This is a genomic window from Prosthecomicrobium pneumaticum (assembly GCF_014199915.1).
GTDB classification, from domain to species: Bacteria; Pseudomonadota; Alphaproteobacteria; order Rhizobiales; family Kaistiaceae; genus Prosthecomicrobium; species Prosthecomicrobium pneumaticum.
In genome coordinates this window covers 364,775-391,020 of the sequence record NZ_JACHOO010000006.1, presented here as the reverse complement: position 1 = coordinate 391,020, position 26,246 = coordinate 364,775, and the positions used below count along the sequence as shown (strand labels likewise).

Genomic DNA, 26,246 nt, shown 5'->3' with positions numbered 1-26,246 from the left:
TATACAAGAGCCGCCGCCGCGCAAGGCCATTCTCAACGCAATGCATACAACACACGGCCCAAACCGAAGGCACGGGCACACAACGGGCAACACCCTCCGCCGCCGCCCCGACACGCATCCCGCCGATACCCGCCCCGCCGCACGGGAAGCCGCGCCCGCCCAGAGCACCGGGAAGCCGGCAAGCGCAGGCCCGGGCCGGGCGGCGCGGCCCGACACCGCGCGGCCAGGATAGGGCTGTCCGAGGGGCCGCGCGGCCCGCACGCGTCCCGCAGGGGAACGCCATCGAGCAGACCCCGGCCTTCCGGGGGGCGGCCGCGCCGGCACCGCAAGCCTCTCGAGAGCACCGCCATGCTCGCGCGCCTCGACGAGGAAATCCGCTGCACGACTCATGTCGTGAGGCGCATATCCCCGATACCGAAGGCGCCTGAGCCTCGTGCGCGCCCCCGCCGTCGCAAGCCAAGAGACGGGATGGAGGTCAACCGATCCATGGACCACGTGAGAGAGCACAAAAAGTCAGCGCTCAGACAAGCCACATGACCACCGCCGCAGCCAGCCCTTCAGCAGAAGATGAGGCGCACAGCCCGCCGCCCGTCTTCGCGTTGGAGGCGGCATGCCGCCTCCATGATCGTGCCGCAGGCGAAGGGCGCCGCCGCCACACCGCGCGTCCGCCGGCCGGCTCGAGCGCAGCCCGCACCCGCTGCGAGCGGGCGTGACCGATCCGGCCCGAGCGCCCCGGATGCAGCAGGCGATCCGCGCTGCGAGCCGAGCTGATGGCAGCCGGGTCGGTGGACCGACCGTCCCGGCGGTCCTCGCCCCGCCCGGCCTCCACGCCGGGGCGCGCCACCGGGACAGGCCGAGGTGCCGACGGGCCGCGAAGGCCGGGACCCGTTCCGGACACCGCCCTCGTCCGGCCCCCTTCAGCCGGCGAGGTTCTGGCCGCTCGCCGTGTCGAAGGCGTGCATGCGCGACTGGTTCCAGCCGAAGCGGATGCGGGTGTCGATGCCGAGCGGCATGTTGCCGGGGACCGTCGCCTTGAGGAGGCGGTCGGCGACCTTGAGGGTCACCACCTTCTCGACGCCGTGATTCTCGACATCGTGGACGAGCCCTTCGGCCGGTCCCTCGCTGCCGACCCGGATGTCCTCCGCCCGGATGCCGAGCGTCACCGGGCCGGACCGGCCGCCGGTGCGGGCGCGCGCCTCGCCCGACAGGTCGAACTCGAACGCACCGGGCACCACGATCGCCTTGCCGTCGGCGATCCGCGCCGGCACGAGGTTCATCGCCGGCGAGCCGAGGAAGGAGGCGACGAAGGTGTCGCGCGGCCGGGAATAGACCTCCTGCGGCGTGCCGACCTGGACGAGACGGCCGCCGTTCAGGACGCCGACCTTGTCGCCCATCGACATCGCCTCGATCTGGTCGTGCGTGACGAACAGGAAGGTGGCGCCGAGCCGCATCTGCAGCTCCTTCAATTCACCGCGCAGCGCCTCGCGCAGCTTGGCGTCGAGATTGGACAGCGGCTCGTCCATCAGGAAGACGCGCGGCTTGCGCACGATCGCCCGGCCGATCGAGACGCGCTGCATCTCGCCGCCCGACAGCCGGTCGGTCTTGCGCTCGAGCAGATGCTCGATGCGCAGCGTCTTCGCCGCGCGGGCGATCCGCTCGTCCATCTCCGCCTGCGCCAGCCGCCGCACCTTCGACCTGAGCGGGAATTCGAGGTTCTGGCGGACGGTGTAGCGCGGATAGAGCGAGTATTGCTGGAACACCAGCGCCACGTCGCGCTCCGCCGCGCTCCAGTCATTGACCCGGCTGCCGCCGATCTCGATCGCGCCCTCGTCGGCCCGGTCGAGGCCGGCGATCAGCCGGAGCGTCGTCGTCTTGCCGGCCCCCGTCGGGCCGAGCAGCACGAAGAACTCGCCATCGGCGATCTCGAGCGAGAGCTTGTCGAGCGCGGCCTTGCCGCCGAAGCGCTTGGTGACGTTGTCGAGGCGTACGGTCGCCATCTCAAGCTCCGAGCCGGATGCCGAGCGAGGCGCCCGAGCGTTGATCGAAGAAATGGGTCTGCGCGGGGTCGAGCCGGGCGTGCACCCGGTCGCCGGGCCGGGCGACGAAACCGGCGGGCGTGCGCGCCCGCAGGAAGCCCTCGCCGACCTTCAGGTCGACGATGTCATAGGCGCCGAGCGGCTCGATCAGATGCGCCTCGAGGTCGATCGTGCCGGTGGCGGGTTCCCGCGCCAGCTGGACACCCTCCGGCCGAACGCCGATCGACAGCGCGCCGCCGGCACCGGTGGCGGAGAGGCGCGGCGCGAGTTCGGCCGGCATCTCGAAGGCCGCCGCCCCGCCGCCGAGCGCCAGCCGCACCCGGCCGCCCTCGGTCTTCACCGCCGCCGGGGCGATGTTCATCACCGGGCTGCCGATGAACTGCGCGACGAAGAGGTTCGCCGGATGGGCATAGACGTCGGACGGCGTGCCGACCTGCTGCAGTACGCCGTCGTGCATCACGACGATGCGGTCGGCGAGCGCCATCGCCTCGACCTGGTCGTGCGTGACATAAACCGAGGTCGACTTGTTTTCGATGTGCAGCCGCTTCAGCTCCATGCGCATGTCCTCGCGCAGCTTGGCGTCGAGCGCACCGATCGGCTCGTCCATCAGGATCGCCTTCGGCCGCCGCACCAGCGCCCGGCCGATCGCGACGCGCTGCATGTCGCCGCCCGACAGCGCGCCGGGCTTCCGCGCCAGCAGGTGCTCGATGCCGAGCGCCGCCGCGACCTGGCGGACCTGCCGCTCCACCGCGCTCCGCGGCTGGCGCGTCGCCCTGAGCGGGAAGGCGATGTTCTCGAACACGCTCAGATGCGGATAGAGCGCATAGAGCTGGAACACGAAGGCGATGTCGCGGTCGGCCGCGTGCAGGTTCTGCACCGGCTTGCCGTCGATGACGATTTCGCCCGAGGTGATGTCCTCGAGCCCGGCAATGGCGCGCAGCGTCGTCGTCTTGCCGCAGCCGGACGGCCCGAGCAGCACGACGAACTCGCCGTCCTTGATGGTCAGGTTGACCTTGCGGATGACCTGCACCGAGCCGAAGAACTTTTCGACGTCGCGGAGAACGATGTCGGCCATGGCTCACTCCTTCTCCGGCGGCGGCACGTGCGAAAAGACCATGAAGCCGACCAGGCCGACGAGCGTGATCGTCACGCCGTAGCGGTGCAGCACCTCGACCCAGGGCTGGCAGAGCGAGACGATGCCGATCACCATCAGGGCGATCGAACCGGGCTCCAGCAGCTTCGCGTTCAGCGCCCGGAAGCCGCCGGGCGGGAGGCTCTTCTCTTCGACGCTCATTTGCGGATCGCTCCGAAGGACATGCCGCGCAGCAGGTGGTTGCGGAGCAGGAAGGTGAAGATCGCGACCGGCAGCAGGAACAGGAAGGTGCCGGCGGCGATGACCGTCCAGTCCGGCAGGCCGGAGCCGACCTGCGACGGGATGAAGGGCGGCGCGGTCTGCGCCCGCCGGTTCGTCATGATGAGGGCGAAGGCATATTCGTTCCACGCGGTGATGAAGCAGAACACCGCGGTCGCCGCGATGCCCGTCGCCGCCTCGGGCAGCACGATCTTGAAGAAGGCCTCCATCCGCGTATAGCCGTCGACGAGCGCCGCCTCCTCGTACTCGCGCGGGATTTCGTCTATGAACCCCTTCATGAGCCACACCGAAAACGAGAGATTAAACGCGGTGTAGAGCAGAATGAGGCCCCAATGCGTGTCGTTGAGGCCGACCGCCCGATACATCAGGAACATCGGGATCGCGACGACGACGGGCGGCAGCATGCGCGTCGACAGGATGAAGAAGAGGAGGTCCTGCTCCCCCTTCACCTTGAAGCGCGAGAAGCCGTAGGCGGTGAAGGTGCCCATGCCGACGGCGAGCACGGTCGATGTGATGGCGACGATCAGGCTGTTGAGGAAGCGGTTCGGATAGGCCGAGAGCTGGATCTCGCCGCGGCCGGAACGGACCACCTTTTCGCCGCCGTCGAAGACCAGCCGCTCCCACCACGGGGCGGCGGCGTATTCCTCGGGCGTCGGCGCCTCGCGCAGCTGCGAGCGCTTGGTGAAGAGCTTGGCAAAGGGCGACAGTTCCGGCTCGAAGATCACCGTGGGCGGAATCGTCGTCGCGAGATTGCGCGGCTTGAAGGCCGTCGAGGCGATCCAGTAGATCGGCGCGAGGAAGATCAGCGTGATCACGAGGACGGCGGCAATCGCGGTTCGATTGAGCGCGACCTGAACGGGCGTGCGGATGGCCGCCATCTCAGCGCTCCTTCACCTTGTTGAGATACTTGACGTAGATGTTGGTGACGCCGAGCACCATGATCAGCACGATATAGGCGAGCGCGCAGGACCGCCCGGTCTGCCATTCCTGGAACGCCATCTTGTAGAGCCGGATCGAGATCACCTCGGTGGTCGGCTGCGTCGACAGGATGTAGGCGAGGTCGAAGGTCTTGAAGGCCTCCATGGTGCGGAAGATGATCGCGATCATCAGGATCGGCAGCACGAGCGGCAGGGTGATCCGGAAGAAGGTGTAGATCGGCCCGGCCCGGTCGATCGCCGCCGCCTCGTAGAGATGCTTCGGCACCGCCGATAGGCCGGCGAGCGACAGCAGCATGACGAAGGGCGACCACATCCAGATGTCGGTGATCGCGACCGCGTAGAGCGCCACGTCGGGATCGCCGAGCCATTCGAAATCGCCGAGGCCGAGCAGATAGTTGATCACGCCCCAGGAGGGATCGTAGAGCAGCTTCCAGAACAGGCCGACGACGGCCATCGACAGCATCATCGGCAGCAGCAGCAGCGTCGTGATCAGCCCCTTGAAGGGGATCGACCGGTTCAGCAGCATCGCGACGCCGAAGCCGACGAAGACCTGGCCGGCGACCGAGACGATCACGTATTTCGCGGTGACCGTGAAATTGTTCCAGATATACGGATCCGCCAGCAGCTCGCGATAGTTCTGCAGCCCGACGAAGTTCGCCGGCGCATTGGTCGAGGCGCGGAAGTCCGTGAAGGAATAGCCGAGCGAGTAGAGCAGCGGAAAGATATTGAAGACGATCAGGAACAGGATCGTCGGAATGATGAACAGATTGCGGATCGCGATGTCGCTCATGCCGCGACGGGCGGCACGCGACTGCGGATCGAGCGTTGTCATGGTGGTCGTCGCCAAAGCGGCTCTCCAGGATCGGCTGGCTCGCGAAAGGACCGGGGAGGCGCGGCAGCCTCCCCGGCGAGGCGGGGCGTATCGCTCGCCCTAGCGGCCGTATTTCTGGAAGGTCGCCTTCCAGTCGGCCGCAAGCGAATCGAGGGCTTCCTTGGCGGAGCCCTCGCCGTTCACGACATAGGGGTAGATCCGCTGGTTGAGCTGCTGCAGCAGCTCGGCATATTCCGGAACGGCCCAGAAGTCCTTGACCTTGAACATGGTCTCATAGAACGCCTTGTTGTACGGCGTCGCGTTCTGGAACTTCTCCGACTGCAGGACCGCCGCGCTGCAGGTATAGCCGCCGAGATCGGCCCATTTCTGCTGCACGTCGTCGCGGATGAACCATTCGAGGAACTTGAAGGCTTCTTCCTGGTTCTCCGAATAGGAGACGATCGAGATGCCCTGGCCACCGAGCGCGGCGAACTGGTCGCCGTCGGGTCCCGCCGGATTCGGGAAGAAGCCGGTGTTCTTGGCGTGCGGGTTGGTCGACTCGTTCAACAGCGACGGGAAGAAGGCGAAGTAGTTCATGCTCATCGCCGCCAGGCCTTCCGTGATGGCCTGATTGTTCTCGGCGAAGAAAGCGTTGGTCCAGCCCGGCGGCGTGTAGGCGAAGAGCTTGCGATAGGCTTCGAGCGCCGTGACGTTCTTCTCGGAGTTGATGATCCCGTCAACCTTGTAGGTCGAATAGTCGCCGAGTTCGCCGCCATAGCTGAAGATGGCGTTCTCGACGCCCATGGCGAGGCCGTCATACTGGTTCTGGGTGTAGATGGCGACGCCGTAACGCTTCTGATCCGGCCGATTGAAGAACTCGGCGATGTCGAGCAGCTCCTTCCAGGTCTTCGGCGGCGCGAGATCGTAGCCGTATTTCGCCTTGAACGCCTCCATCTCCTTCGGGTCCTCGAACCAGTCCTTGCGGTAGGACCAGCCCACGGCATCACCCTCGGCCGGAATCGACCAGTATTTGCCGCTATTGCCCGGATACTCGGAGTAGAACTTGACGGTTGCCGGCGCCATCTTCTCCAGAACATTGTTCTTTTTTACGAAGTCGGTCAGGTCGACGTAATGCCCGCCCTCGGACGCCGCGCCGAGCCACTGCGAGTCGCCGACCACCAGGTCATAGGCGCTGCCCTTGGCGTTGAACTCGGCGAAGGCCTTGGTCTGGAAGTCCGACCACGGCGTGGTCTCGACCGTCACCTTGACGCCGGTCTCCTTCTCATACTCGTTGACGAGCTCCTGCAGATAATTGGCCGGATCCCACTCGGCCCAGAAGATCGTCAGTTCCTGCGCCGCCGCGGCTCCGGCGGAAAGCGCGAAGACGGCCGATGCCGCCAGCGCCGTCAGACTCTTTCTCAGCATGGAACGGTTTCCTCCCTGTTCCCTTACGTTGCGGCTGCCCTCGTCCTCGGGGGCGGCAGCCATGACGGTTCGGCCGTCAGCCCCCTTTCACGCGCGGTCTTGTCGCCGCGCCTGTCTTTCGGACGCCTCTCGGCTTCGCGGCAGGTGCGGTCTCTCCCTCCGCACCGGCGTCGCGCAGCGCGACGCCGATCAGCGCCTGCGCCGTCCATACGATCACGTCCTGCGCCTCCGCGGCGTCGAGCCCCCAGATGTCCTTCAGCACGATGATCGCCTCGATGCCGAAGATCAGCGACATCGCCTGGGCGACACGCTCCGTCCCGGCCCGGCCGAGCACATCCTTGAGCGGCTCGACGGCGGCGCGCAGCAGGCCGCGCCGGTTGCCCCGCACGACGCGCGGCTCCTCGCCGAGCGTGCCGGCCTGGCGCCGGAGCCATTGGTCGAGCGCGAGCAGGAGCGCCGCGCGATGCGTCGCCTCGAAGCTCTCCATGCGCGGAAAGGCGAATTCGATCAGCCCGGTCACCCGCTCGCGCGGGTCGGTCGAACTCGGCTCGTAGCTGAGGATCGGCCCGAGCGCGTCGTCGACGGCCGCCTGGATCAGCGCCGCCTGGCTCGGAAAATGGCGATAGGCCGTGGCGCGCGAGACGCCGGCCGCCTCGCCGACCTCGCTCACGGACGGCATGACGCCGGATTGCATCAGCCGGACGGCGGTATCGAGCATGAGGCGGCGCATGCGACCGCGCGGCCCCTTCTCGGACCCCTGCTCCCGGACATCGGCTTGACCTGAGACGGACATATCAATACGATACGGGCGTCTCACACGAAAAGCAATTGAAGAAATCGTGGAGATTGTGTTCCGGCCGTATTGGGAGGAGCGGCCGGCGCATTCGACAGTCCAAGCATCTCGACGATCTGGATTCGTAGATCCTACGTTTCCGGAAACGGGATTGCTCGTTCGTCTTCCTGGAAGGCGGCCTTCGGCCGCGAGGTCGGTTCATGGGCCGAATCTATATTGTCGGCACGGCGGACACGAAGGGCGACGAACTCGCCTTTCTGGCCGGCCGGGTGGCCGCGGCGGGCGGAAATCCTCTGATCGTCGATGTCGGCACGCGGGCCGCCACCGTCCCGGTCGACATTGCCGCCGCGACGGTCGCGGCGCATCACCCCGAGGGTTCCGGTGCCGTCCTCGGCGGCGACGACCGCGGCGCCGCCGTTGCGGCGATGGGCGAGGCGTTCCGCCGCTTCGTGCTCGGCCGGATCGACATCGACGGCGTGGTCGGCATCGGCGGCGGCGGCGGCACCTCGATCGTCACCGCCGGCATGCGGGCGCTGCCGCTCGGCGTGCCCAAGCTGATGGTCTCGACGCTCGCCTCGGGCGACACGGCGCCCTTCGTCGACGTCTCCGACATCGCCATGCTGCCCGCCGTCACCGATATGGCGGGGCTCAACCGGATCAGCCGCGACGTGCTCGCCCGCGCCGCCGGTGCCGTGGTGGGCATGGCGAAGGCGCCGCGCCTCGCGGTCGAGGACAAGCCGGCGATCGGCCTCACCATGTTCGGCGTCACCACGCCCTGCGTCACCGCGGTCGCCGACCGGCTGCGCGCCGATTTCGACTGTCTCGTCTTCCACGCCACCGGCACCGGCGGCCGCACGATGGAGAAGCTCGTCGACAGCGGCCTCGTCACCGGCGTCGTCGACGTGACGACCACCGAGGTCTGCGACCTGCTCGTCGGTGGCGTGCTGTCCGCGGGGGACGACCGGCTGGGCGCGGTCGCCCGCACCGGGGTGCCGCTCGTCGCCTCGGCCGGCGCGCTCGACATGGTGAATTTCTGGGCCTTCGAGACGGTGCCCGAGCGGTTCGGCGAGCGCACGCTCTATCGCCACAACCCGAACGTCACGCTGATGCGCACGACCGCCGAGGAGTGCCGTGCGATCGGCGCATGGATCGGCGGCAGGCTCAACCGCTGCGACGGGCCGGTGCGCTTCCTCATCCCCGAGGGCGGGGTGTCGGCGCTCGACGCGCCCGGCAGACCTTTCTACGACCCCGCCGCCGACGCGGCCCTCTTCGCCGCGCTGGAGGAGACGGTGCGCCCGACCGCCGACCGGCGCGTCATTCGCCTGCCCCACCACATCAACGATCCGGCCTTCGCCACGGCGCTCGCCGAAACCTTCCTGTCCATAGCCGCCTAAGGAGACTGGATTCATGCCAGCCATCCCCCGCCGAGCCATCCTCGAGAAGTTCCGCGACATGGTGGAGCGCCGCGTGCCGATCATCGGCGGCGGCGCCGGCACCGGCCTGTCCGCGAAAGGCGAGGAGGCCGGCGGCATCGACCTGATCATCATCTACAATTCCGGCCGCTACCGGATGGCCGGGCGGGGCTCGGCCGCCGGCCTGCTCGCCTACGGCAATGCCAACGACATCGTCCGCGACATGGCGCGCGAGGTGCTGCCGGTGGTGAAGCACACGCCCGTGCTCGCCGGCGTCAACGGCACCGACCCGTTCCTGCTCGTCACGCATTTCCTCGGCGAGCTGAAGGCGATGGGCTTTTCGGGCGTGCAGAATTTCCCGACCATCGGCCTGTTCGACGGCGTGATGCGGGCCTCCTTCGAGGAGACCGGCATGGGCTACGGGCTCGAGGTCGACATGATCGCCGAGGCGCATCAGCTCGACCTCCTGACGACGCCCTATGTCTTCAATCCGGCCGAGGCGGAGGCGATGACGAAGGCCGGCGCCGACATCATCGTCGCCCATATGGGCGTGACGGTCGGCGGCTCGATCGGCGCCACGTCGGCGAAGTCGCTCGATGCCTGCGTCGTCGAGATCGACGCGATCGCCGAAGCGGCGATGCGGGTGCGCCGCGACGTCATCGTGCTCTGCCATGGCGGGCCGATCGCGCAGCCGGAGGACGCGCAATATGTGCTGCGCCACTGCGCCCATTGCCACGGCTTCTACGGCGCCTCCTCGATGGAGCGGCTGCCGGTCGAGGCCGCGCTCACCGAACAGACGCGCCGCTTCAAGTCGATCGTCTTCGACCACGCGGCGCAATCCTGAGCCGACGAACAAAGGGAGGAAGGGCGATGGCGGGTCAATTCGTCACCGCGGCCGGGACCGAGCCGGAACGGCTCGACTGGGGCCAGTTGCGCTGGATGAGCCATCCGCCGCTCACCGGCGCGGAGAAGCTGACGGTCATCGACGTGACGCTGAAACCGGGCAAGGGGCACAATTTCCACAAGCACCCGGACCAGGAAGAGGTGATCTACGTCGTCGCCGGCACGGTCGAGCAATGGATCGACCGCGAGAGGCGGGTGCTCTCGCCGGGCGATTGCGCCTTCATTCCGGCGGACGTCGTGCACGCCTCCTTCAATGCCGGGTCGGAGGACGCGAAGGTGATCGCGATCCTCGGCCCTTGCGTCGGCGAGAACGGTTACGTGTCGGTCGAGATGGGCGCCGAGGCGCCGTGGAACACGCTGAGGACCCCGTGATGGCGAACACCTTCCCCAAGCTCCACAACGCCGCCTGGCCGGGCATCGTCGGCAAGGGCGCGCCCGATTCCGAGCCGATCATCCCGCTCGACACGCTGCTCGCGCTGACGGCGAATGCCGAGGTCGACGGCGTCAAGTTCGACGGCATCGACCTCTTCATCACCGATCCGCATTTCTCGATCGACAGCGACGCCGATGCGGTGAAGCGGATGGCCGACCACATCGCCAGCTACGGCCTCGCGGTCGGCTCCTTCGTCGCGCCGATCTGGGGCGGCGCGGGCGGCGGGTCGGCGATGGGCTCGGACGACGACCGGCAGCGCTTCCTGACGCAGGTCAGGAAGGCCTGCGCGATCGGCCAGCAGATGCGCGCGATCGGCATCCGGCCGACCGGCGGCGTGCGGATCGATTCCTCCGTCGGCGTCGAGGCGTGGGACGCAGACCCCGTCGGCAACACGAAGCGGATCGCCGAGACGTTCCGCGAGGCGGGCCGGATCGCGGAAGGCTATGGCGAGTATCTCGTCGCCGAGGGCGAGATCTGCTGGGGCGGCATGCATTCCTGGCGCGAGATGGTGAAGCTGCTCGAGATGGTCGGCATGCCGGGCGTCGTCGGCTATCAGGCCGACATGGCGCATTCGATGCTCTACACGCTCGGCTACAACAGGGAGGAAGACCGCATCCTGCCGAAGGATTTCGACTGGTCCGACACCGCGACGCTCGACGCCGCCTACCGGACCGTCGCCGACGCGCTGCGTCCCTGGACGCTCGATTTCCATGTCGCGCAGAACGACGGAACGGTGTTCGGCTCGGGCGATCACGAGAAGACCGGCCGCCACTGCCGGGTCGACGATCCCAACGGCCGGCTCGATATCGTGAAGCACGCCGGCTACTGGCTGCGGGACGAAAACGGCAATCTCACCAAGACGATGCGTCACATCTGCTGGGACGGCTGCATGTTCCCGAACGCCGTCATGGAGAGCCAGGACACCTGGAACGCCGTGCTCGGGGCGATGATCAAGGTGCGCGACGCGCATGGCTGGGACGAGTGAGGCGGGGGCATGACCGGAATGACGAAGACACTCAATGTCGGCATGGTGGGCTATGGCTTCATGGCCCGCGCCCATTCGAACGCCTGGGCGAACGTCTCCCATTTCTTCGAGACCGGCTACCGGCCGGTGCTGAAGGCGGCGGCGGGGCGCAATGTCTCGAAGGTCCGCCGCTTCGCGCAGATGTTCGGCTATGAGAGCGTCGAGACCGACTGGCGGGCGCTGATCGCGCGCGCCGATATCGACGCGATCGACATCTGCGTGCCGAACGATCTGCACGCCGAGATCGCCATCGCGGCGGCCGAGGCCGGCAAGATGGTGCTCTGCGAGAAGCCGCTCGCCCGCACCGAGGCCGAGGGCCTGCCGATGGTCGAGGCGGTCGAGAAGGCCGGCGTGCCGAACATGGTCTGGTACAATTACCGCCGCATCCCGGCGGTCACGCTCGCCAAGCAGCTCGTCGCCGACGGCAAGCTCGGCCGCATCTACCATTACCGCGCGCAGTTCCTGCAGGACTGGACGATCTCGCCCGACGTGCCGCAAGGCGGCGCGGGCACCTGGCGGCTCGATGTCGAGGCGGCCGGTTCGGGCGTCACCGGCGATCTGCTCGCCCACTGTCTCGACACCGCGCTGTGGATCAATGGCGGCATCTCGAGCCTCACCGCGATGACGGAGACCTTCGTCAAGGAGCGGAAGGATGCGCTCACGGGAGCGGTGAAGCCGGTCGGCATCGACGATGCCGCCGCGGTGCTCGCCCGCTTCCAGAACGGCTCGCTCGGCACCTTCGAATCGACCCGCTACGCGCGCGGCCACAAGGCGGCCTATACGCTCGAGATCAATGGCGAGAAGGGCTCGCTCGCCTGGAACCTGCACGATCTCAACCGACTCGCCTGGTTCGACCACGGCGTCGAGGGCACGCTGCGCGGCTGGAGCTCGGTGCTCGTCACCGATGGCGACCATCCCTATCTCGGCAAATGGTGGGTGCCGGGCCTGATCATCGGCTATGAGCACTCCTTCATCCACCAGGTGGCGGACTTCCTCGAGGGCCTTTCGACCGGCGAACCGGCCGCGCCGACCTTCCGCGACGCGCTCGCCACCGCGCGCGTCTGCGACGCGATCCTCGCCTCCGGCCGCTCCGGCCAGTGGGTCGAGATCGCATCATGAAGCTCGGCTTCAACCTCTTGCTGTGGACGAGCCATGTCGGCGAGGCACACTGGCCCTTGCTGCCGAAGCTCAAGGCGGCGGGCTATGACGGCGTCGAGGTCCCCGTCTTCGAAGGAGACCCGGCGCATTTCGCCCGGCTCGGCGCGGTGCTCCGCGACGAGGGCCTCGCCGCCTCGACCGTCACCGTGATGCCGGGAGGCGGCCGCTCGGCCGTCTCCGCGGAGGCGAACGAGCGCGACGGCGCGCTCGACTGGCTCAAATGGGCGATCGACTGTTCCGAGGCGGTCGGCGCCGACCTGCTCTGCGGGCCGTTCCACCAGCCGCTCGGCGAGTTCACCGGCAAGGGGCCGACCGAGGCGGAGATCGAGGCCTGCGTCTCGGTGCACCGGCCGGCCGCGCGCTATGCGGCCGAGCGCGGCGTGAAGCTCTCGGTCGAGCCGCTCAACCGCTTCGAATGCTATTTCCTCAACACGGCGCGGGCGGCCGCGGCGCTGGTCGAGCGGGTCGGAGAACCGAATTACGGCTATCTCTACGACACCTTCCACTTCAACATCGAAGAGAAGAACCAGGCGGCGGCGATCGCGGCGACCCACGCCGCGATCAACCACGTCCACATCTCGAACAACGACCGCGGCACGCCCGGCACCGGCCCGATCGATTTCGCCGCGGTGTTCACGGCGCTGAAGGCGGCCGGCTATGACGGCTGGATGACGGTTGAGGCGTTCGGCTCGGCTTTGCCCGACCTCGCCGCCGCGACCCGCGTCTGGCGGCCGCTCTTCGATACGCCCGAGGAGGTCTATCTCGGCGCGGTGAAGCTGATGCGGGAGGGCTGGGCCGCGGCCTGAGCGGGGAGGCAGGGACCCGCCCCGCCATCGCTCTCACCCGCAGGACCGCCTCCGCAGGACCGGGGTCCACCGGGCGCGCCGGGCGCGGCGCCACCCGGCGGACCCCGGCCGCCCTTCAGGGACCGGCCGCTGTGTTCCGTTCTCACTCGGCCGGCACGGCGAGTTGCGGTCCCGCCAGGAGCCGCGGCGCGCCCCGCTCCGCGCCCGCCGCGGTCGCGACCGGCGGCCGGATGCGGTACCAGAGCGCATAGAGAGCCGGTACGAAGAGCAGGGTCAGAACGGTCGCGACGGCGAGCCCTCCCATAATGGCGAAGGCCATCGGCCCCCAGAAGAGATTCCGCGACAGGGGGATCATCGCGAGGATGGCGGCGAGCGCGGTCAGCAGCACCGGCCGCGCCCGGTGGATCGCCGCGTCGACGACCGCGGTGAACGGATCGGCGCCGCTCGCCTGTTCGCGGGCGATCTGATCGACGAGGATGACGGTGTTGCGCATGATCATGCCGGCGAGCGCGATCACGCCGAGCAAAGCGACGAAGCCGAAGGGCTGATCGAAGACGAGCAATGCGGCGGCCGCGCCGATCAGCCCGAGGGGCGCGGTGGCGAGCACGAGCGCGATCCGGCTGAAGCTCTGCAACTGGATCATCAGGAGCGTCAGCATGACGAGGATCATCGCCGGGAAGACCTTGGCGATCGCGCCGTTCGCCCGGCCGCTCTCCTCCGCATCGCCGCCGATCTCGATCCGCGCGCCCATCGGCAGGTTCGCGCGGATCGCGCCCAGCTTCTGCCACACGGCCGCGCTGGCGACCGGAGGCTGGATGCCGGGCACGACATCGGCGCGGGCCGTGATGAAGGTCTCACGGTTCTGCCGCCACAGGATCGGCTCCTCGAAGCCGTAATCGAGCCGGGCGACCTGCGAGAGCGGGATCGGCCGGCCGTCGCGGCTGGTGATCGTCAGATCCGGCAGCCGGTCGAGATCGAGCCGCTCTTCCGCTACTGCGCGGGCGACGACGCCGATCCGTTCGATGCCGTCGCGGATCTCGGTCACCGTATGGCCCGAGAGGAGCGTCTCGAGCGTCTGGCCGATCTCGGCCGGGGTGAGGCCGAGCGCCCGCACGCGCTCCTGATCGATCACCAGGCGGACCGACTTCACGCGTTCGTTCCAGTCGAGATTGGGATCGACGAGGTTGGGATCGCCGGCCATTACGCCGCGCACCGCCTCGGCGATCGGCCGGACGGTGGCCGGATCGGGTCCGACGACGCGGAACTGGACAGGGAAGCCGACCGGCGGGCCGAGCGCGAGGCGGGCGATGCGCATCCGGGCCTCGGGCAGGCCGCCTTCGGCGACGAAATGCTCGAGCCGCGCCTTGACCCGCTCGCGCGCTTGCTGATCCGCCGTCTGCAGAACGAAGACGGCGTAGTTCGCCTTCGGCAGTTCGGGATTCATGGTGAGGAAGAAGCGCGGCGCGCCGCCGCCGAGATAGGCGGTCGAGGTGAGGATCTCGGGATCCGCCGCGACCGTCTTCTCGAAGCGGGCGACCGCCGCCTCCGTCGCCTTGAAGGACGAGCCTTCCGGCAGCCGGATGTCGACGGTCAGTTCCGGCCGGGTCGAGGACGGAAAGAACTGCTGCTGCACGAAGCCGAAGGCATAGACCGAGCCGGCGAAGAGCAGCACCGTCACGAGGGTGACCGCGACGCGATGGCCGACGCACCAGCGGACGGCCGCCCGGAGCGCGCGGTAGGGCCGCGTCTCGTAGAGGCCGTCCGCATGGTGGCCGGCGGCGGCCTTGCGGCCTTCCGACCTCTTGGCGAAGTCCGGCAGCAGCTTCATGCCGAGATAGGGGGTGAAGACGACGGCGACGATCCACGAGGCGACGAGGGCGATCGCCACCACCCAGAAAATGCCGCCGGCATATTCGCTGGTCGTCGAGCGGGCGAAGCCGACCGGCAGGAAGCCGGCCGCGGTGACGAGCGTGCCGGTCAGCATCGGGAAGGCGGTCGCCGTCCAGGCATAGCCGGCGGCGGAGACGCGGTCCCAGCCCTCCTCCATCCGCACCACCATCGATTCGACGGCGATGATCGCATCGTCGACCAGGAGGCCGAGCGCGATGATCAGCGCCCCGAGCGTGATCCGCTCGAGGCTCATCCCCATCAGGTCCATGACCACCATCACGAGGGCGAGGACGAGCGGCACCGCGAGCGCGACGACGATGCCGGTGCGCCAGCCGAGCGACAGGAAGGAGACGAGGAGCACGATGGCGAGCGCCTCGACGAAGACGTGCAGGAATTCGCCGACCGATTCCGAGACGACATGCGCCTGATCGGCGATCTGGGTCAGCTCGAAGCCGACGGGGAGGTCGGCGCGGATCTCGGCCGTCGCCGCGGCGAGCGCATCGCCGAGCGACAGGATGTTCTCGCCCTTGCGCATCACCACGCCGATCGCCACCGCTTCCCGGCCCTGCTGCCGGACCAGATAGGAGGGCGGATCGGCATAGCCGCGGCCGATGGTGGCGATGTCGCCGAGCCGGACGCTGCGGCCGTTCGCCTCGACCGGCACCGCGGCGAGCGCGGCCGGTCCGTCGAGCGCCCCCGTGACGCGGAGCGCCACGCGGTCGGCGGCGGTGTCGATGGCGCCCGAAGCCACGACGGCGTTCTGCCGCGCGATCGAATCGAAGATCGCCTGCGGCGTGATGCCGAGCGTCGCGAGCTTGCGATGGCTGAACTCGACGAAGATCTTCTCGTCCTCGACGCCGTAGAAGCGGACCTTCTCGACCGCCGCGATCTCGAGGAGCCGCTGGCGGATCGCCTCGGCCTCGTCCTTCAGCGCGCGCGGTGCGGCGCCCTCGGCGGTCAGCGTATAGAGGGCGGAATCGACATCGCCGAATTCGTCGTTGAAGAACGGCCCGAGCACCCCCGAGGGGAGCGACGCCGCCATGTCGCCGACCCGCTTGCGGACCTGATACCAGTAGTCCGGCACCTGCGCCGGATCGGCGGAGTCGCGCAATTGCAGCTGCAGATAGGCGGCCCCCGGAGCCGTATAGGTGCGGACGCGGTCGAATTCGGGCGCCTCCTGCAGGGTCTTCTCGATCGGGTCCGCGACCAGGCGCTGCATCTCGTCGGCGGTGGCGCCCGGCCAGAAGGCGCTGACATTCATCACCTTGATGACGAAGCTCGGGTCCTCGGCGCGGCCGAGATTGAGATAGGAGAGCGCGCCGGCCGCCGCGATCATCAGGATGCTGAAGAGGATCAGGGCGGGATGGCGGACCGCGAAGGCCGAGACGTTGAAACGGGTCATCGGTCGGCCCTCGGTCAAAGCGCGGCGGAGGCGAGGCGGACGGGGAGGTCCGGGGCGAGGCGGTTGACGCCGAGCGTCACCACCCGCTCCCCTTCGGCGAGACCGGAGACGACCGCCTCGCCCGCGGCCCAGCGCAGCACGGTGACCGGCCGGAGCGCCAGCCGCCCGCCTTCGCCGACGACATAGACGGCAGCTCCGGCGCCCTGATCGAGCACGGCGGACAGCGGCAGGCGCGCGACGGGACGCGGATCGCCACGAGTGAGCGCGACGGTCGCGGTCATGCCGAGCCGTGCCCGGCCCTGCGGATCGTCGAAGGCGAACCGGACGGCATAGGTGCGCGAGGCGGCGTCGGCGGCCGGCGCCCGTTCGCGCAGCCGCGCCGGATAGGTCGTGCCGTCCGACCACAGCGAAACGGTCGCCGCGCCGCCGTCGAGATCGCCAAGCCGCCCCTCGGGGATCGCCACGGAGACCTCGATCACGCCATCGGCGGCGAGGGTCAGCACGGGATCACCGAGGGCGACCACCTGGCCCGCCTCCGCCGAGACCCCGGTGACGACGCCGTCCGCCGAAGCCGTGAGTTCGGCATAGGCGCGCTGGTTACGGGCCAGCGCGTGCTGGCGCTCGGCACGCAGGAGCCGACCGCGCGCCTCGTCCCGGGTCAGTTCACGGCCCTCGAGGTCGGAGGCGCTCGCGAAGCTGCGGCCCGCGAGGGCGGCACCGCGCGCCACCTCGGCCGCGGCGCGGGCGAGCGCGGCCTTCGCCGCATCGACCTCCGCCGCCGCGCTCTCCGCGGCGAGATCGAGATCGGTCGGATCGAGCCGCGCCAGCACCTGGCCCGCCTTCACGCGATCGCCGACATCGACCAACCGCGCGATCATCCGACCGCCGACGCGGAAGCCCTCGACGGCTTCGCGGCGGGCGACCACGACACCGGTATAGCGGCGATCCTCCGTCTCGGGGGCGAGCCGGACGAGCGCGGTCTGCACCACCGGCGGCGCCTTGGCGGCCTGGGGCTGGGCCTCGCTGCAGGCGGCGAGCAGCGGCAGAAGGACGGCGAGGGCGGCGGCGCGGGGGAGAGGGAGTGGCATGGGCGAGCCTCGCGAGGGGCGAACGGACGGCAGCGATGACAGACGAGATATATGATCATTGAACACTAATCAATGACCATATAAAGCCGCGGAGCGTTGACCCCGGTCCGGCCGTTGAGGCGGCGGCCGGGAGGAGCGGCGCGCTGTCCGGCACTTGCCGCAATGCCCGCCCGCGTGCCTTATGCGGCAGCCGCCCGACGACGTGAAAGGGACCGTCCGAAGCGATGAAGAGAGCGACCAAGCCCGGCCCGCGCGCCGTTGCCCCCCGGGGCCGCAAACCGCGCGGCCTCGGCCATGAACGCCGCGACGAGATCCTCGAGGCGGCGAAGCAGATGTTCGTCTGCGAGGGTTATGAGACGGTGACGACGCGCCGGCTCGCTGAGAAGGTCGGCCTCTCGCAGACGGGGCTCTACGTCTATTTCTCGTCGAAGGAGGAGATCCTCGACACGCTCTGCCGCCGCACCTTCGACGGCCTGCACCAACGCATGCGCACCGTCATCGAGTCGATGCCGCCCGGCCTCGACCGGCTCGACGCCATCGGCCGGGCCTATATCGAATTCGCGCTCGAACACCCGGAAGAGTATCAGCTCACCTTCATGGTCAGCCCGGCGGTGCTGCGCCATCCGGCCGACAAGGACGTCGCCCGCGCGTGGGATTCGAAGCCGCTCGGGCTCGAGACCTTCGGCCTCGTGCTCGCCGAGGTGGGCGCGCAGATGGAGGCGGGGTTCATCCGGCGGGGCGACGTGCTCGTCGCCACCCAGACGGTCTGGGCGGCGGTACACGGGCTCGCCGCGCTGCTGATCGCCAAGCGGGATTTCCCCTGGGCCGATCGCGGCAGCCTGATCGAGACGATGATCGCCATGATCCACCGGGGCTTCGCGGCCCCCCCGGCCGGGACGTCGCCTCAGCCGGCCTGACCGAGCCGCTCGCCCACCCTCGCGAGCTCGCCCACCGTGCCGGCGAGCCGGCCGCGCAGCGCCGCATAGAGTTTCGCCGCGACGTCGGGATATTCGGCGAGCATCCGCTTCATCAGATTGCGATCGATCTCGATCACCTTCGAGGGCGCCGTCGCGGTCGCCGTCGCGGGGCGCTGCGTCTCGACGAAGAGCGCCGCTTCACCGAGCAGTGTGCCCGGCCCGAAACTGCCGAGCGATCCGGCGCCCGGCCGTTTGCCGGGATCGGTCAGCTCGATCCGGCCCTCCTGAACGACGAAGCCGGAGAGCGCCTTGGTGTCGGCCCGGAAGAGGGTGTGGCCCTCGGCGAGGTCGAGCCGGACGGCGCTGAAGGCGATCAGCCGCAGCGGCTCCGCGGAAAGCCCCGAAAAAAGCGGCACGCGCTTGAACAGAGCGATGTCCTGCTCGAGACTCATCGGCACCCCCGCTGCGGAAGGACCGGCCGCGCCGGCTTCACGGCACCAGCTTATAGCCGCCTGCTTCCGTCACCAGAAGCTCGGCATTCGAGGGTTCGCGCTCGATCTTCTGCCGCAGCCGGTAGATATGGGTTTCGAGCGTATGGGTGGTGACGCCCGAATTGTAGCCCCAGACCTCGTGCAGCAGCACGTCGCGGCCGATCACCTTGTCGCCGGCGCGATAGAGGTATTTGAGGATCGCCGTCTCCTTCTCGGTGAGGCGGACCTTCGATCCGCGCTCGTCGACCAGCATCTTCGCCGAGGGGCGGAAGGTGTAGCGGCCGATCGAGAAGGTGGCGTCCTCGCTCTGCTCGTGCTGGCGGAGCTGGGCGCGAATGCGGGCGAGGAGAACAGCGAAGCGGAAGGGCTTCGTCACATAGTCGTTGGCCCCGGCCTCGAGCCCCAGAATGGTGTCCGACTCGCTGTCGTGGCCGGTCAGCATGATGATCGGCGCTTTGAAGCCGCCCTTGCGCAGCAGCTTCACGGCCTCGCGGCCGTCCATGTCGGGCAGGCCGACATCCATGATCAGCAGGTCGGTCGATCCGTTCCTCGCCTGCTGGACGGCACCGGTCGCCGTCCCTGCCTGGCCGATCTCGAACTCCTCATAGAGCGACAATTGCTCGACGAGCCCGTCGCGGAGGAGATCGTCATCGTCGACGACAAGGATCTTGCGTGCGGTCATCGGCGCCTCGGTCCTCGGCAGGGAGACGGCTTCGGCGGCGTCCCGGATTGCGCGTTGCCGTACAAAGATGTAGCGCCCGGAGCGAACCGCGTGCAAGCCGCAGAGAAGGGTGGTGGACATATGGGGTCGCGGACCGCCGTTTTGAAGGTGCGGGCTCGTCCGCTCGATCGCCGGCTGGGTGTCGTGCGCGTCGGAAGCTCCACGCTGCCCTGTGCGCTCGGCCGCAGCGGAATCCGGCGGGTGGGCAAGCGTGAGGGCGACGGCGCGACGCCCGCCGGCGATCTCGCCCTCGTCGCCGTGCTCTACCGCCGCGACCGGGTGCCGCGCCCCGTGACGGCGCTGTCGGTGCGGTCGATCGGCCGCAATGACGGCTGGTGCGACGACCCGGCCGACCGGCGCTACAACCGGCCCGTGCCGCTCCCCCACCCCGCGCGCTGCGAGCGGCTGTGGCGCGACGACCGGCTCTACGACATCGTCGTGGTGCTCGACTGGAACCTCTCCCGCCGCAGGCCCGGCCGCGGCAGCGCCATCTTTCTCCATCTCGCCCGTCCCGGCTTCGCACCGACCGAGGGCTGCGTCGCGGTCACCCTGCCGGCGATGCGCCGCCTGCTCGCGGCCGCAGGGCGCGGCGCGGTGCTGCGGGTCGTCTGAGCCGTTCAGCCGACCGGCGGACGGGCGCCGAAGATCGCGCTGCCGACGCGGACATGGGTCGCGCCGAAGGCGATCGCCGTCTCGAAATCGCCGCTCATCCCCATCGAGAGCGCCGCGACGCCCGCCTCCCCCGCGAGCTTCTTCAGCAGCGCGAAATGCGGCGCCGGCGCCTCGTCGGCCGGCGGGATCGCCATCAGGCCCTCGATCGACAGGCCGTGCGCGTCGCGGCAGCGCGCGACGAAGGCGACCGCCTCGCGCGGGTCGATGCCGGCCTTCTGGGATTCGAGCCCGGTATTCACCTGAACGAAGAGCCGCGGCCTGCGCCCCTGCCGCGCCATCTCGGCGGCGAGCGCGACGGCGATCTTGTCGCGGTCGACCGTGTGGATGGCATCGAAGAGCCGCACCGCATCGGCGGCCTTGTTCGATTGCAGCGGCCCGATCAGATGCAGATCGAGATCGGGATGCTCGGCCCGGAGCGCCGGCCATTTGCCGGCCGCCTCCTGTACGCGGTTCTCGCCGAACACCCGCTGACCGGCGGCGATCACCGGCCGGATCGCCTCCGCCTCATAGGTCTTCGACACCGCGACCAGCGTCACCGCGCCGGCCGGCCGGCCGGCAGCCCGCTCCGCCGCTTCGATCCGCGCCCTCACTTCTCCGAGGGCCGCCGCCGCATCGCTCACGCTCTGATCCTCCGATCGGGTCCGCCGCGGCCCTATCACGGCGGCCGACACCGCTCAACCGCCGCACCGCGAAGGCGGTTGACCGGTCCGGGTCTTTCTGGTGAAGGTCGCTGCCGACTTTTCGCGGGCGCGCGCACGCGCCTTCTCCCCCGCGCCTCTCCGGACATCAAGACCACGCATGGCCACAGAACGCTACAATCCCCGCGAGACGGAACCGCGCTGGCAGCGCGTCTGGGCGGATCGCGAGATCTTCAGGACCCGCAACGACGATCCGCGGCCGAAATACTACGTCCTCGAGATGTTCCCCTATCCGTCGGGCCGCATCCATATCGGCCACGGCCGCAATTATGTGATGGGCGACGTCGTCGCGCGCTTCAAGCGGATGAAGGGTTTCAACGTCCTGCATCCGATGGGCTGGGACGCCTTCGGCCTGCCGGCCGAGAACGCCGCGATCGAGCGCGGCATCCACCCGAAGACCTGGACCTACGAGAACATCGCGGCGATGAAGGAGCAGCTGAAGCTGCTCGGCCTGTCGCTCGACTGGAACCGCGAGGTCGCCACCTGCGACCCGGACTATTACGCGGAACAGCAGCGGCTTTTCGTCGATCTGTTCGAGAAGGGTCTCGTCTACCGGCGCGAGAGCGAGGTGAACTGGGATCCGGTCGACAACACGGTGCTCGCCAACGAGCAGGTCATCGACGGCCGCGGCTGGCGCTCCGGTGCGGTGGTCGAGCGCAAGAAGCTGGCGCAGTGGTTCTTCCGCATTACCCATTTCGCCGACGATCTCCTGTCGGCGCTCGACGAACTCGACCGCTGGCCCGACAAGGTGCGGCTGATGCAGCGGAACTGGATCGGCCGGTCCGAAGGCCTCGAGGTCCGCTTCCGGCTTTCCTCGCCCGATTTCCCGAGCCTCAAGGTCTATACGACGCGGCCCGACACGCTCTACGGCGCCTCCTTCCTCGCCGTCGCCGCCGACCATCCGCTCGCCAGACTCGCTTCGGCCGGCAATGCGGAACTCGGCGCCTTCATCGAGGAGTGCAAGCGCGGCGGCACCTCGGCCGAAGAGATCGAGACCATGGAGAAGAAGGGCTTCGACACCGGCATCAAGGCCGAGCATCCGCTCGTGCCGGGCTGGTTCCTGCCCGTCTATGTCGCCAATTTCATCCTGCTGGATTACGGCACGGGCGCGATCTTCGGCTGCCCGGCGCACGACCAGCGCGATCTCGATTTCGCCCGGAAATACGGCCTCCCCGTCAAGCAGGTGGTGCTCCCCGACGGTGCGGCCATGCCGGGGGACGCGGCATTCGAGGGCGATGTCGCCCTCGACGGCGACGGCCGGCTGATCCATTCCGACTTCCTCGACGGACTGACGGTCGCCGAGGCGAAGGACGCCGTCGCCGCCCGCCTCGAGAGCCAGACGCTCGATGGTGCGCCGCAGGGCGAACGGAAGGTCAATTTCCGCCTGCGCGACTGGGGCATTTCCCGCCAGCGCTATTGGGGCTGCCCGATCCCGGTCATCCATTGCCAGAGCTGCGGCCCGGTGCCGGTGCCGCAGGCCGAGCTGCCGGTGCTCCTGCCGGACGACGTCAGCTTCGACCGGCCGGGCAATCCGCTCGACCGCCACACCGCCTGGCGCTCGGTCGCCTGCCCGAGATGCGGCGGGCCGGCACGGCGCGAGACCGACACGATGGACACCTTCGTCGATTCGTCCTGGTATTTCGCCCGCTTCGCGAGCGGCCCGGACGGTGCGCTCGACCGCGCCGCCGTCGACCATTGGCTACCGGTCGACCAGTATATCGGCGGCATCGAGCACGCGATCCTGCACCTCCTCTACGCGCGCTTCTTCACCCGCGCGCTCGAATCCTGCGGCCGCATCTCGGTCAAGGAACCCTTCGCAGGGCTCTTCACCCAGGGCATGATCGTCCACGAGACCTATAAGGACGTGAACGGCAAATGGCTGTTCCCCGAGGAGGTCGAGAAGCGCGCCGACGGCAGCGCGGTCCGGCGCGGCACCGACGAGCCGGTCACGGTCGGTCCGCCCGAGAAGATGTCGAAGTCGAAGCGGAACGTCGTTCCCCCCGAAGTGGTCGCCGACACCTATGGCGTCGACTGCGCCCGCTGGTTCATGCTCTCCGACACGCCGCCCGAGCGCGACAGCGAATGGACGGAGGCCGGCATCGAAGGCGCCTGGCGCTTCGCCCAGCGGCTGTTCCGCCAGATCAACGAGGCGATCGAACTCGGCGCGCCGGCCGGCGCAGCGCTGCCGGAGCGTTTCGGACCCGAATCGACCGCGCTCCGCCGCGCCGCCCATCGGCTGGCGGCCGATGTCGAAGCCGATATCGAGCGGCTGCGCTTCAACGTCGCCGTCGCCCGCGTGCACGCCTTCGCCAACGCCTTCGGCGAGGCGCTCGCCGCCGCGCGGAGCGGGACGCCGGCCGCGGACCTCGCCTTCGCGCTGCGCGAGGCGGCCGAGTTCCTCGTCGCGGTCGTCGCCCCGATGGTGCCCCATCTCGCCGAGGAATGCGGCGTGCTGCTCGGCCGCGACGGGCTCGTCGCGGAGGCGGCTTGGCCGATCGTCGATCCGGCGCTCCTCGTCGCCGATGAGATCGTGCTCCCGGTCCAGATCAATGGTAAGAAGCGTGCCGAATTGACAATCGCCGCGGGGGCGTCCCAAGCTGAGATCGAAGCGGCGACGCTCGCGGACGAGACCGTTCTGCGGGCGCTCGAAGGGCGCCTGCCGAAGAAGATCATCGTGGTGCCGAAGAGGATCGTGAATGTCGTCGTCTGATCGTCTTCCCGGCGCGCCGCGCCGGATCGTCGCCGGGGCGGCCGCGGCGCTTCTCGCGCTCGGCCTCGCCGGCTGCACCGTCACCCCGGTCTTCATGGCGGGCTCGACGGAAATCGGGGCGCGGCCCGGCGTCTCCGCCGAACTGGCCGCGATCTCGATCGCGAGCGTTTCCGGCCGGGTCGCGCAGCAGGTCCGCAACGACCTGATCTTCGCCTTTACCGGCGGCGGCGATGAAGCGGATCCGCTCTATGATCTGTCGCTGCAGGTGACCTCGAGCGAAACGCGCCTGGGCTTCGACCGCGACGAGTCCTCGCCCGCCTATTCGGTCACGGTGACCGCGGTCTATGAGCTCACCGAGATCAAGACCGGGCGCTCCGTCACACGCGGCACCAGCCGCGGCGTCGCGTCCTACGACCGCTCGAACCAGCAGTTCGCGAACGAGCGGGCCCTGATCGACGCGCAGGACCGCGCCTCGCAGCTGATCGCCGAAGACATGCGGCTGCGGATTGCCGCGGTGCTCGTCCGCGACCACCGCTGAGCGGGTCGCCCGGGCCGGCCGCATGACGGCGATCCGCCCTCAGGAGGTCGAGCGCTTTCTCCAGTCGCCCGACCCCGCCTTCCGCGTCGTGCTCTTCTACGGACCCGATACCGGCCTCGTCTCGGAACGGGCGGCCACATTCTCCACCCGCGTGATCGGTGGCGGAGATGACCCCTTCGCCCTCGTCAAGCTCGATTCCGCGGCGCTCTCCGGCGACCCCGGCCGCCTCGCCGATGAAGCAAACACGGTGCCGCTCTTCGGCGGAACCCGCGCCATCTGGCTGCGCGCCGATGGTGGCAAGGCGGTGCAGACCGCCGTCGAGGCCGTACTCGCCGCCCCGCCGCGAGACGCTTTCGTGATCCTCGAGGCCGGAGATCTGAAAAAGGGCGTCGGCCTGCGCCGGCTCTGCGAGAACGCCAAGGGCGCCGCCGCGATCGCCTGCTATTCCGACAGTGGCGCGGCGCTCGACCGTCTGGTCGACGACGAGCTGGCGCTCGAAAACCTCTCGATCGACCGCGATGCGCGGGCCGCTCTGAAGACGCTGCTCGGCGCCGACCGGCTCGCCAGCCGCAACGAGGTGCGCAAGCTCGCCCTCTATGCACGCGGCACCGGCCGGGTCGATCTCGACACGGTTCGCGCGGTCGTCGGCGACGCCGGGGCCTTCGCGATCGACGATGCGGTCGATGCGGTCGCGGGCGGCGATCCGGCGGGCTTCGACCGCGCCTTCCGTCGGCTCGTCGGCTCGGGCACCGCGGGCTTCGTGGTCGCCGGCGCATGCCTGCGCCATCTCCAGCTGCTGCATCGCCTCCGCGGGCTCGTCGAGGCCGGAGGCTCGGTCGAGGCGGCACTCGACGCGGTCACGCCGCCGCTCTTCTTCCAGCGGCGCCCGAAGGTCGGCGCGCAGCTCTCGGCCTGGACGAGCGGCCGGCTGGCGGCCGCGCTCGAGCGGCTCGACGGCGCGCTTTTCGAAAGCCGGATCGGCGGGGCGATGGCCGACACCGTGCTCGCCCAGGCGATGCTCGCCATCGCGGTGCAGGCCCGCCCGCGCCGCTGACGACGTCGACACCGTCGCGAAGCGCCAGAGAGGCGTGGCACGCCCGGGCGTATCTGACGGCCTTCCGGCGCGGTTCAGCCCTGCAGGCGTCGGCAGAGTTCGTCGAGCTGGTCGAGCGAGCGGTAGCGGATGGCGACCGTGCCGGTGCCGTTCGCCTTGTGCTCGATCGACACGACGAGGCCGAGCGTATCGGAAAGCGCCCTTTCGAGCGCCCGGGTGTCGGCGTCCTTGTCGCTCCGCGGCCGCCGCGGCACGCCCTCCCTCGCGGGCTGCTGCTGGCCGAGCGCCTCGGCATCGCGCACCGTGAGCCCGGCCTCGACGATCCGCTCGGCCATCGCCACCGGATCCTCGACCGTCACGAGCGCACGCGCATGGCCCGCCGTCAGCCGGCCCTCGCGCAGATGCGCCTGCACCGGCGGCGGCAGCTTGAGCAGCCGCAGCGTGTTGGCGACATGCGGACGGCTCTTGCCGATCACGTCGGCGAGCGCCGACTGGCTGTAGCCGAACTCGTCGATCAGCTGCTGATAGCCGAGCGCCTCCTCGAGGGCGTTGAGATCCTGCCGCTGGACGTTCTCGATGATCGCGAGCTCGAGCGCCTCCTTGTCGGAGACCTCGTGGATCAGCACCGGCACTTCGTGCAGTCCGGCACGCTGCGCCGCCCGCCAGCGGCGCTCGCCGGCGATGATCTCGAAGGCATCGCTCGATCCCGGCACGGGCCGGACGAGGATCGGCTGCATGATCCCCTTCTCGCGGATCGACGCGGAGAGATCGGCGAGGTCGCCCTCCTCGAAGGACTTTCTCGGATTGCGCGGGTTCGGCCGCAGAAACTCGACGGGCACGCGGCGGCTCGTGCGCGCGCGGTCGACCACGGCGGCTTCGGTATCCATGTCGCCGATCAGCGCCGCGAGCCCGCGGCCCAAGCGGCGCCGCCCGATCTCCTCACTCATCCCTCGT

Annotated in this window: 24 protein-coding genes; 11 read left to right on the top strand and 13 right to left on the bottom strand. The window is 69.2% G+C overall.

Annotated features, from left to right (window positions below):
• Positions 1-917: 917 nt before the first annotated feature.
• From GGQ63_RS15915 to GGQ63_RS15885, 7 genes are all read right to left on the bottom strand, one after another.
• Positions 918-1,997, bottom strand: coding sequence for an ABC transporter ATP-binding protein (locus GGQ63_RS15915; RefSeq protein ID WP_183857567.1), 1,080 nt, complete (start codon positions 1,995-1,997; stop codon positions 918-920).
• 1 nt (position 1,998) lies between these two features.
• Positions 1,999-3,111: an ABC transporter ATP-binding protein gene (locus GGQ63_RS15910; RefSeq protein WP_183857565.1), complete on the bottom strand. Its 1,113-nt coding sequence runs from the start codon at positions 3,109-3,111 to the stop codon at positions 1,999-2,001.
• Between the two features lie 3 nt (positions 3,112-3,114).
• Positions 3,115-3,330, bottom strand: a complete 216-nt coding sequence (locus GGQ63_RS15905; RefSeq protein ID WP_183857563.1) for a hypothetical protein — start codon at positions 3,328-3,330, stop codon at positions 3,115-3,117.
• A complete protein-coding gene (locus GGQ63_RS15900) occupies positions 3,327-4,286 on the bottom strand; it encodes a carbohydrate ABC transporter permease (protein WP_183857561.1) in 960 nt (319 codons plus the stop codon). Before GGQ63_RS15900 ends, GGQ63_RS15905 begins: the two co-directional genes overlap by 4 nt.
• 1 nt (position 4,287) lies before the next feature.
• Entirely contained in the window at positions 4,288-5,193 is a 906-nt protein-coding gene (locus GGQ63_RS15895; protein WP_183857559.1) for a carbohydrate ABC transporter permease, read from the bottom strand.
• An 84-nt stretch (positions 5,194-5,277) separates the two neighbouring features.
• The gene (locus GGQ63_RS15890) at positions 5,278-6,579 is read right to left on the bottom strand and encodes an ABC transporter substrate-binding protein (protein ID WP_246429829.1); all 1,302 of its coding nucleotides are present in this window, start codon (positions 6,577-6,579) and stop codon (positions 5,278-5,280) included.
• 79 nt (positions 6,580-6,658) lie between these two features.
• Positions 6,659-7,375: a TetR/AcrR family transcriptional regulator gene (locus GGQ63_RS15885; protein ID WP_183857555.1), complete on the bottom strand. Its 717-nt coding sequence runs from the start codon at positions 7,373-7,375 to the stop codon at positions 6,659-6,661.
• 200 nt (positions 7,376-7,575) lie between these two features.
• On the opposite strand from GGQ63_RS15885, the gene GGQ63_RS15880 reads away from it, so the two are divergent.
• Genes GGQ63_RS15880 through GGQ63_RS15855 form a run of 6 tightly spaced genes read left to right on the top strand, consistent with a single transcriptional unit; the run spans position 7,576 to position 13,111 of the window.
• Positions 7,576-8,769 carry a Tm-1-like ATP-binding domain-containing protein gene (locus tag GGQ63_RS15880; RefSeq protein ID WP_183857553.1) on the top strand — a complete coding sequence of 398 codons (1,194 nt, stop codon included), beginning with the start codon at positions 7,576-7,578 and terminating at the stop codon, positions 8,767-8,769.
• Between the two features lie 13 nt (positions 8,770-8,782).
• Positions 8,783-9,631: a phosphoenolpyruvate hydrolase family protein gene (locus GGQ63_RS15875; RefSeq protein WP_183857550.1), complete on the top strand. Its 849-nt coding sequence runs from the start codon at positions 8,783-8,785 to the stop codon at positions 9,629-9,631.
• Positions 9,632-9,657: 26 nt separating this feature from the next.
• Entirely contained in the window at positions 9,658-10,062 is a 405-nt protein-coding gene (locus GGQ63_RS15870; RefSeq protein WP_183857548.1) for a cupin domain-containing protein, read from the top strand.
• The gene (locus GGQ63_RS15865; protein ID WP_183857546.1) at positions 10,062-11,108 is read left to right on the top strand and encodes a TIM barrel protein; all 1,047 of its coding nucleotides are present in this window, start codon (positions 10,062-10,064) and stop codon (positions 11,106-11,108) included. Before GGQ63_RS15870 ends, GGQ63_RS15865 begins: the two co-directional genes overlap by 1 nt.
• A gap of 18 nt (positions 11,109-11,126) precedes the next feature.
• Complete coding sequence (locus tag GGQ63_RS15860; protein WP_183857544.1) at positions 11,127-12,266, top strand: Gfo/Idh/MocA family protein; 1,140 nt, start codon at positions 11,127-11,129, stop codon at positions 12,264-12,266.
• Positions 12,263-13,111: a sugar phosphate isomerase/epimerase family protein gene (locus tag GGQ63_RS15855; protein WP_183857542.1), complete on the top strand. Its 849-nt coding sequence runs from the start codon at positions 12,263-12,265 to the stop codon at positions 13,109-13,111. The genes GGQ63_RS15860 and GGQ63_RS15855 overlap by 4 nt, the downstream gene beginning before the upstream one ends.
• Positions 13,112-13,253: 142 nt before the next feature.
• On the opposite strand, the gene GGQ63_RS15850 is transcribed toward GGQ63_RS15855, so the two are convergent.
• Both GGQ63_RS15850 and GGQ63_RS15845 read right to left on the bottom strand, forming a co-directional pair.
• On the bottom strand, positions 13,254-16,403 hold the full coding sequence (locus tag GGQ63_RS15850; protein WP_183857540.1) for an efflux RND transporter permease subunit: 3,150 nt from the start codon (positions 16,401-16,403) through the stop codon (positions 13,254-13,256).
• A gap of 14 nt (positions 16,404-16,417) precedes the next feature.
• Entirely contained in the window at positions 16,418-17,491 is a 1,074-nt protein-coding gene (locus GGQ63_RS15845) for an efflux RND transporter periplasmic adaptor subunit (RefSeq protein WP_183857538.1), read from the bottom strand.
• Positions 17,492-17,715: 224 nt separating this feature from the next.
• Between GGQ63_RS15845 and GGQ63_RS15840 the strand changes: the two genes are divergently transcribed.
• A complete protein-coding gene (locus GGQ63_RS15840) occupies positions 17,716-18,408 on the top strand; it encodes a TetR/AcrR family transcriptional regulator (RefSeq protein ID WP_183857536.1) in 693 nt (230 codons plus the stop codon).
• Here GGQ63_RS15840 and GGQ63_RS15835 read toward each other — a convergent pair.
• Together GGQ63_RS15835 and GGQ63_RS15830 are read right to left on the bottom strand one after the other, a co-directional pair.
• The gene (locus GGQ63_RS15835) at positions 18,396-18,860 is read right to left on the bottom strand and encodes a cyclic nucleotide-binding domain-containing protein (RefSeq protein WP_183857535.1); all 465 of its coding nucleotides are present in this window, start codon (positions 18,858-18,860) and stop codon (positions 18,396-18,398) included. The two genes, GGQ63_RS15840 and GGQ63_RS15835, sit on opposite strands and share 13 nt — an antisense overlap.
• A gap of 37 nt (positions 18,861-18,897) precedes the next feature.
• The gene (locus GGQ63_RS15830; protein ID WP_183857533.1) at positions 18,898-19,581 is read right to left on the bottom strand and encodes a response regulator transcription factor; all 684 of its coding nucleotides are present in this window, start codon (positions 19,579-19,581) and stop codon (positions 18,898-18,900) included.
• A gap of 120 nt (positions 19,582-19,701) precedes the next feature.
• Between GGQ63_RS15830 and GGQ63_RS15825 the strand changes: the two genes are divergently transcribed.
• On the top strand, positions 19,702-20,232 hold the full coding sequence (locus GGQ63_RS15825) for a L,D-transpeptidase family protein (protein ID WP_183857530.1): 531 nt from the start codon (positions 19,702-19,704) through the stop codon (positions 20,230-20,232).
• A gap of 5 nt (positions 20,233-20,237) precedes the next feature.
• Here GGQ63_RS15825 and GGQ63_RS15820 read toward each other — a convergent pair whose 3' ends face one another.
• On the bottom strand, positions 20,238-20,912 hold the full coding sequence (locus GGQ63_RS15820; protein ID WP_183857528.1) for a YggS family pyridoxal phosphate-dependent enzyme: 675 nt from the start codon (positions 20,910-20,912) through the stop codon (positions 20,238-20,240).
• A gap of 178 nt (positions 20,913-21,090) precedes the next feature.
• Here GGQ63_RS15820 and leuS point away from each other — a divergent pair, with 178 nt between their 5' ends.
• From leuS to holA, 3 genes are read left to right on the top strand one after another with little or no spacing between them, the layout of a single operon-like run.
• The gene (gene leuS / locus GGQ63_RS15815; RefSeq protein ID WP_183857526.1) at positions 21,091-23,700 is read left to right on the top strand and encodes a leucine--tRNA ligase; all 2,610 of its coding nucleotides are present in this window, start codon (positions 21,091-21,093) and stop codon (positions 23,698-23,700) included.
• Positions 23,687-24,238 carry an LPS assembly lipoprotein LptE gene (gene lptE, locus GGQ63_RS15810; RefSeq protein WP_183857524.1) on the top strand — a complete coding sequence of 184 codons (552 nt, stop codon included), beginning with the start codon at positions 23,687-23,689 and terminating at the stop codon, positions 24,236-24,238. Before leuS ends, lptE begins: the two co-directional genes overlap by 14 nt.
• Before the next feature lie 22 nt (positions 24,239-24,260).
• Complete coding sequence (holA, locus tag GGQ63_RS15805) at positions 24,261-25,292, top strand: DNA polymerase III subunit delta (RefSeq protein WP_183857522.1); 1,032 nt, start codon at positions 24,261-24,263, stop codon at positions 25,290-25,292.
• Between the two features lie 74 nt (positions 25,293-25,366).
• On the opposite strand, the gene GGQ63_RS15800 is transcribed toward holA, so the two are convergent.
• Positions 25,367-26,239, bottom strand: a complete 873-nt coding sequence (locus tag GGQ63_RS15800) for a ParB/RepB/Spo0J family partition protein (protein ID WP_183857521.1) — start codon at positions 26,237-26,239, stop codon at positions 25,367-25,369.
• Between the last annotated feature and the right edge of the window lie 7 nt (positions 26,240-26,246).

Bases quoted from the DNA above. Each gene is read 5' to 3' on its own strand.
- GGQ63_RS15915 (WP_183857567.1), bottom strand. From the start codon at position 1,997: ATGGCGACCGTACGCCTCGACAACGTCACCAAGCGCTTCGGCGGCAAG.
- GGQ63_RS15910 (WP_183857565.1), bottom strand. From the start codon at position 3,111: ATGGCCGACATCGTTCTCCGCGACGTCGAAAAGTTCTTCGGCTCGGTG.
- GGQ63_RS15905 (WP_183857563.1), bottom strand. From the start codon at position 3,330: ATGAGCGTCGAAGAGAAGAGCCTCCCGCCCGGCGGCTTCCGGGCGCTG.
- GGQ63_RS15900 (WP_183857561.1), bottom strand. From the start codon at position 4,286: ATGGCGGCCATCCGCACGCCCGTTCAGGTCGCGCTCAATCGAACCGCG.
- GGQ63_RS15885 (WP_183857555.1), bottom strand. From the start codon at position 7,375: ATGTCCGTCTCAGGTCAAGCCGATGTCCGGGAGCAGGGGTCCGAGAAG.
- GGQ63_RS15880 (WP_183857553.1), top strand. From the start codon at position 7,576: ATGGGCCGAATCTATATTGTCGGCACGGCGGACACGAAGGGCGACGAA.
- GGQ63_RS15875 (WP_183857550.1), top strand. From the start codon at position 8,783: ATGCCAGCCATCCCCCGCCGAGCCATCCTCGAGAAGTTCCGCGACATG.
- GGQ63_RS15870 (WP_183857548.1), top strand. From the start codon at position 9,658: ATGGCGGGTCAATTCGTCACCGCGGCCGGGACCGAGCCGGAACGGCTC.
- GGQ63_RS15865 (WP_183857546.1), top strand. From the start codon at position 10,062: ATGGCGAACACCTTCCCCAAGCTCCACAACGCCGCCTGGCCGGGCATC.
- GGQ63_RS15860 (WP_183857544.1), top strand. From the start codon at position 11,127: ATGACGAAGACACTCAATGTCGGCATGGTGGGCTATGGCTTCATGGCC.
- GGQ63_RS15855 (WP_183857542.1), top strand. From the start codon at position 12,263: ATGAAGCTCGGCTTCAACCTCTTGCTGTGGACGAGCCATGTCGGCGAG.
- GGQ63_RS15850 (WP_183857540.1), bottom strand. From the start codon at position 16,403: ATGACCCGTTTCAACGTCTCGGCCTTCGCGGTCCGCCATCCCGCCCTG.
- GGQ63_RS15845 (WP_183857538.1), bottom strand. From the start codon at position 17,491: ATGCCACTCCCTCTCCCCCGCGCCGCCGCCCTCGCCGTCCTTCTGCCG.
- GGQ63_RS15840 (WP_183857536.1), top strand. From the start codon at position 17,716: ATGAAGAGAGCGACCAAGCCCGGCCCGCGCGCCGTTGCCCCCCGGGGC.
- GGQ63_RS15835 (WP_183857535.1), bottom strand. From the start codon at position 18,860: ATGAGTCTCGAGCAGGACATCGCTCTGTTCAAGCGCGTGCCGCTTTTT.
- GGQ63_RS15830 (WP_183857533.1), bottom strand. From the start codon at position 19,581: ATGACCGCACGCAAGATCCTTGTCGTCGACGATGACGATCTCCTCCGC.
- GGQ63_RS15825 (WP_183857530.1), top strand. From the start codon at position 19,702: ATGGGGTCGCGGACCGCCGTTTTGAAGGTGCGGGCTCGTCCGCTCGAT.
- leuS (WP_183857526.1), top strand. From the start codon at position 21,091: ATGGCCACAGAACGCTACAATCCCCGCGAGACGGAACCGCGCTGGCAG.
- lptE (WP_183857524.1), top strand. From the start codon at position 23,687: ATGTCGTCGTCTGATCGTCTTCCCGGCGCGCCGCGCCGGATCGTCGCC.
- holA (WP_183857522.1), top strand. From the start codon at position 24,261: ATGACGGCGATCCGCCCTCAGGAGGTCGAGCGCTTTCTCCAGTCGCCC.
- GGQ63_RS15800 (WP_183857521.1), bottom strand. From the start codon at position 26,239: ATGAGTGAGGAGATCGGGCGGCGCCGCTTGGGCCGCGGGCTCGCGGCG.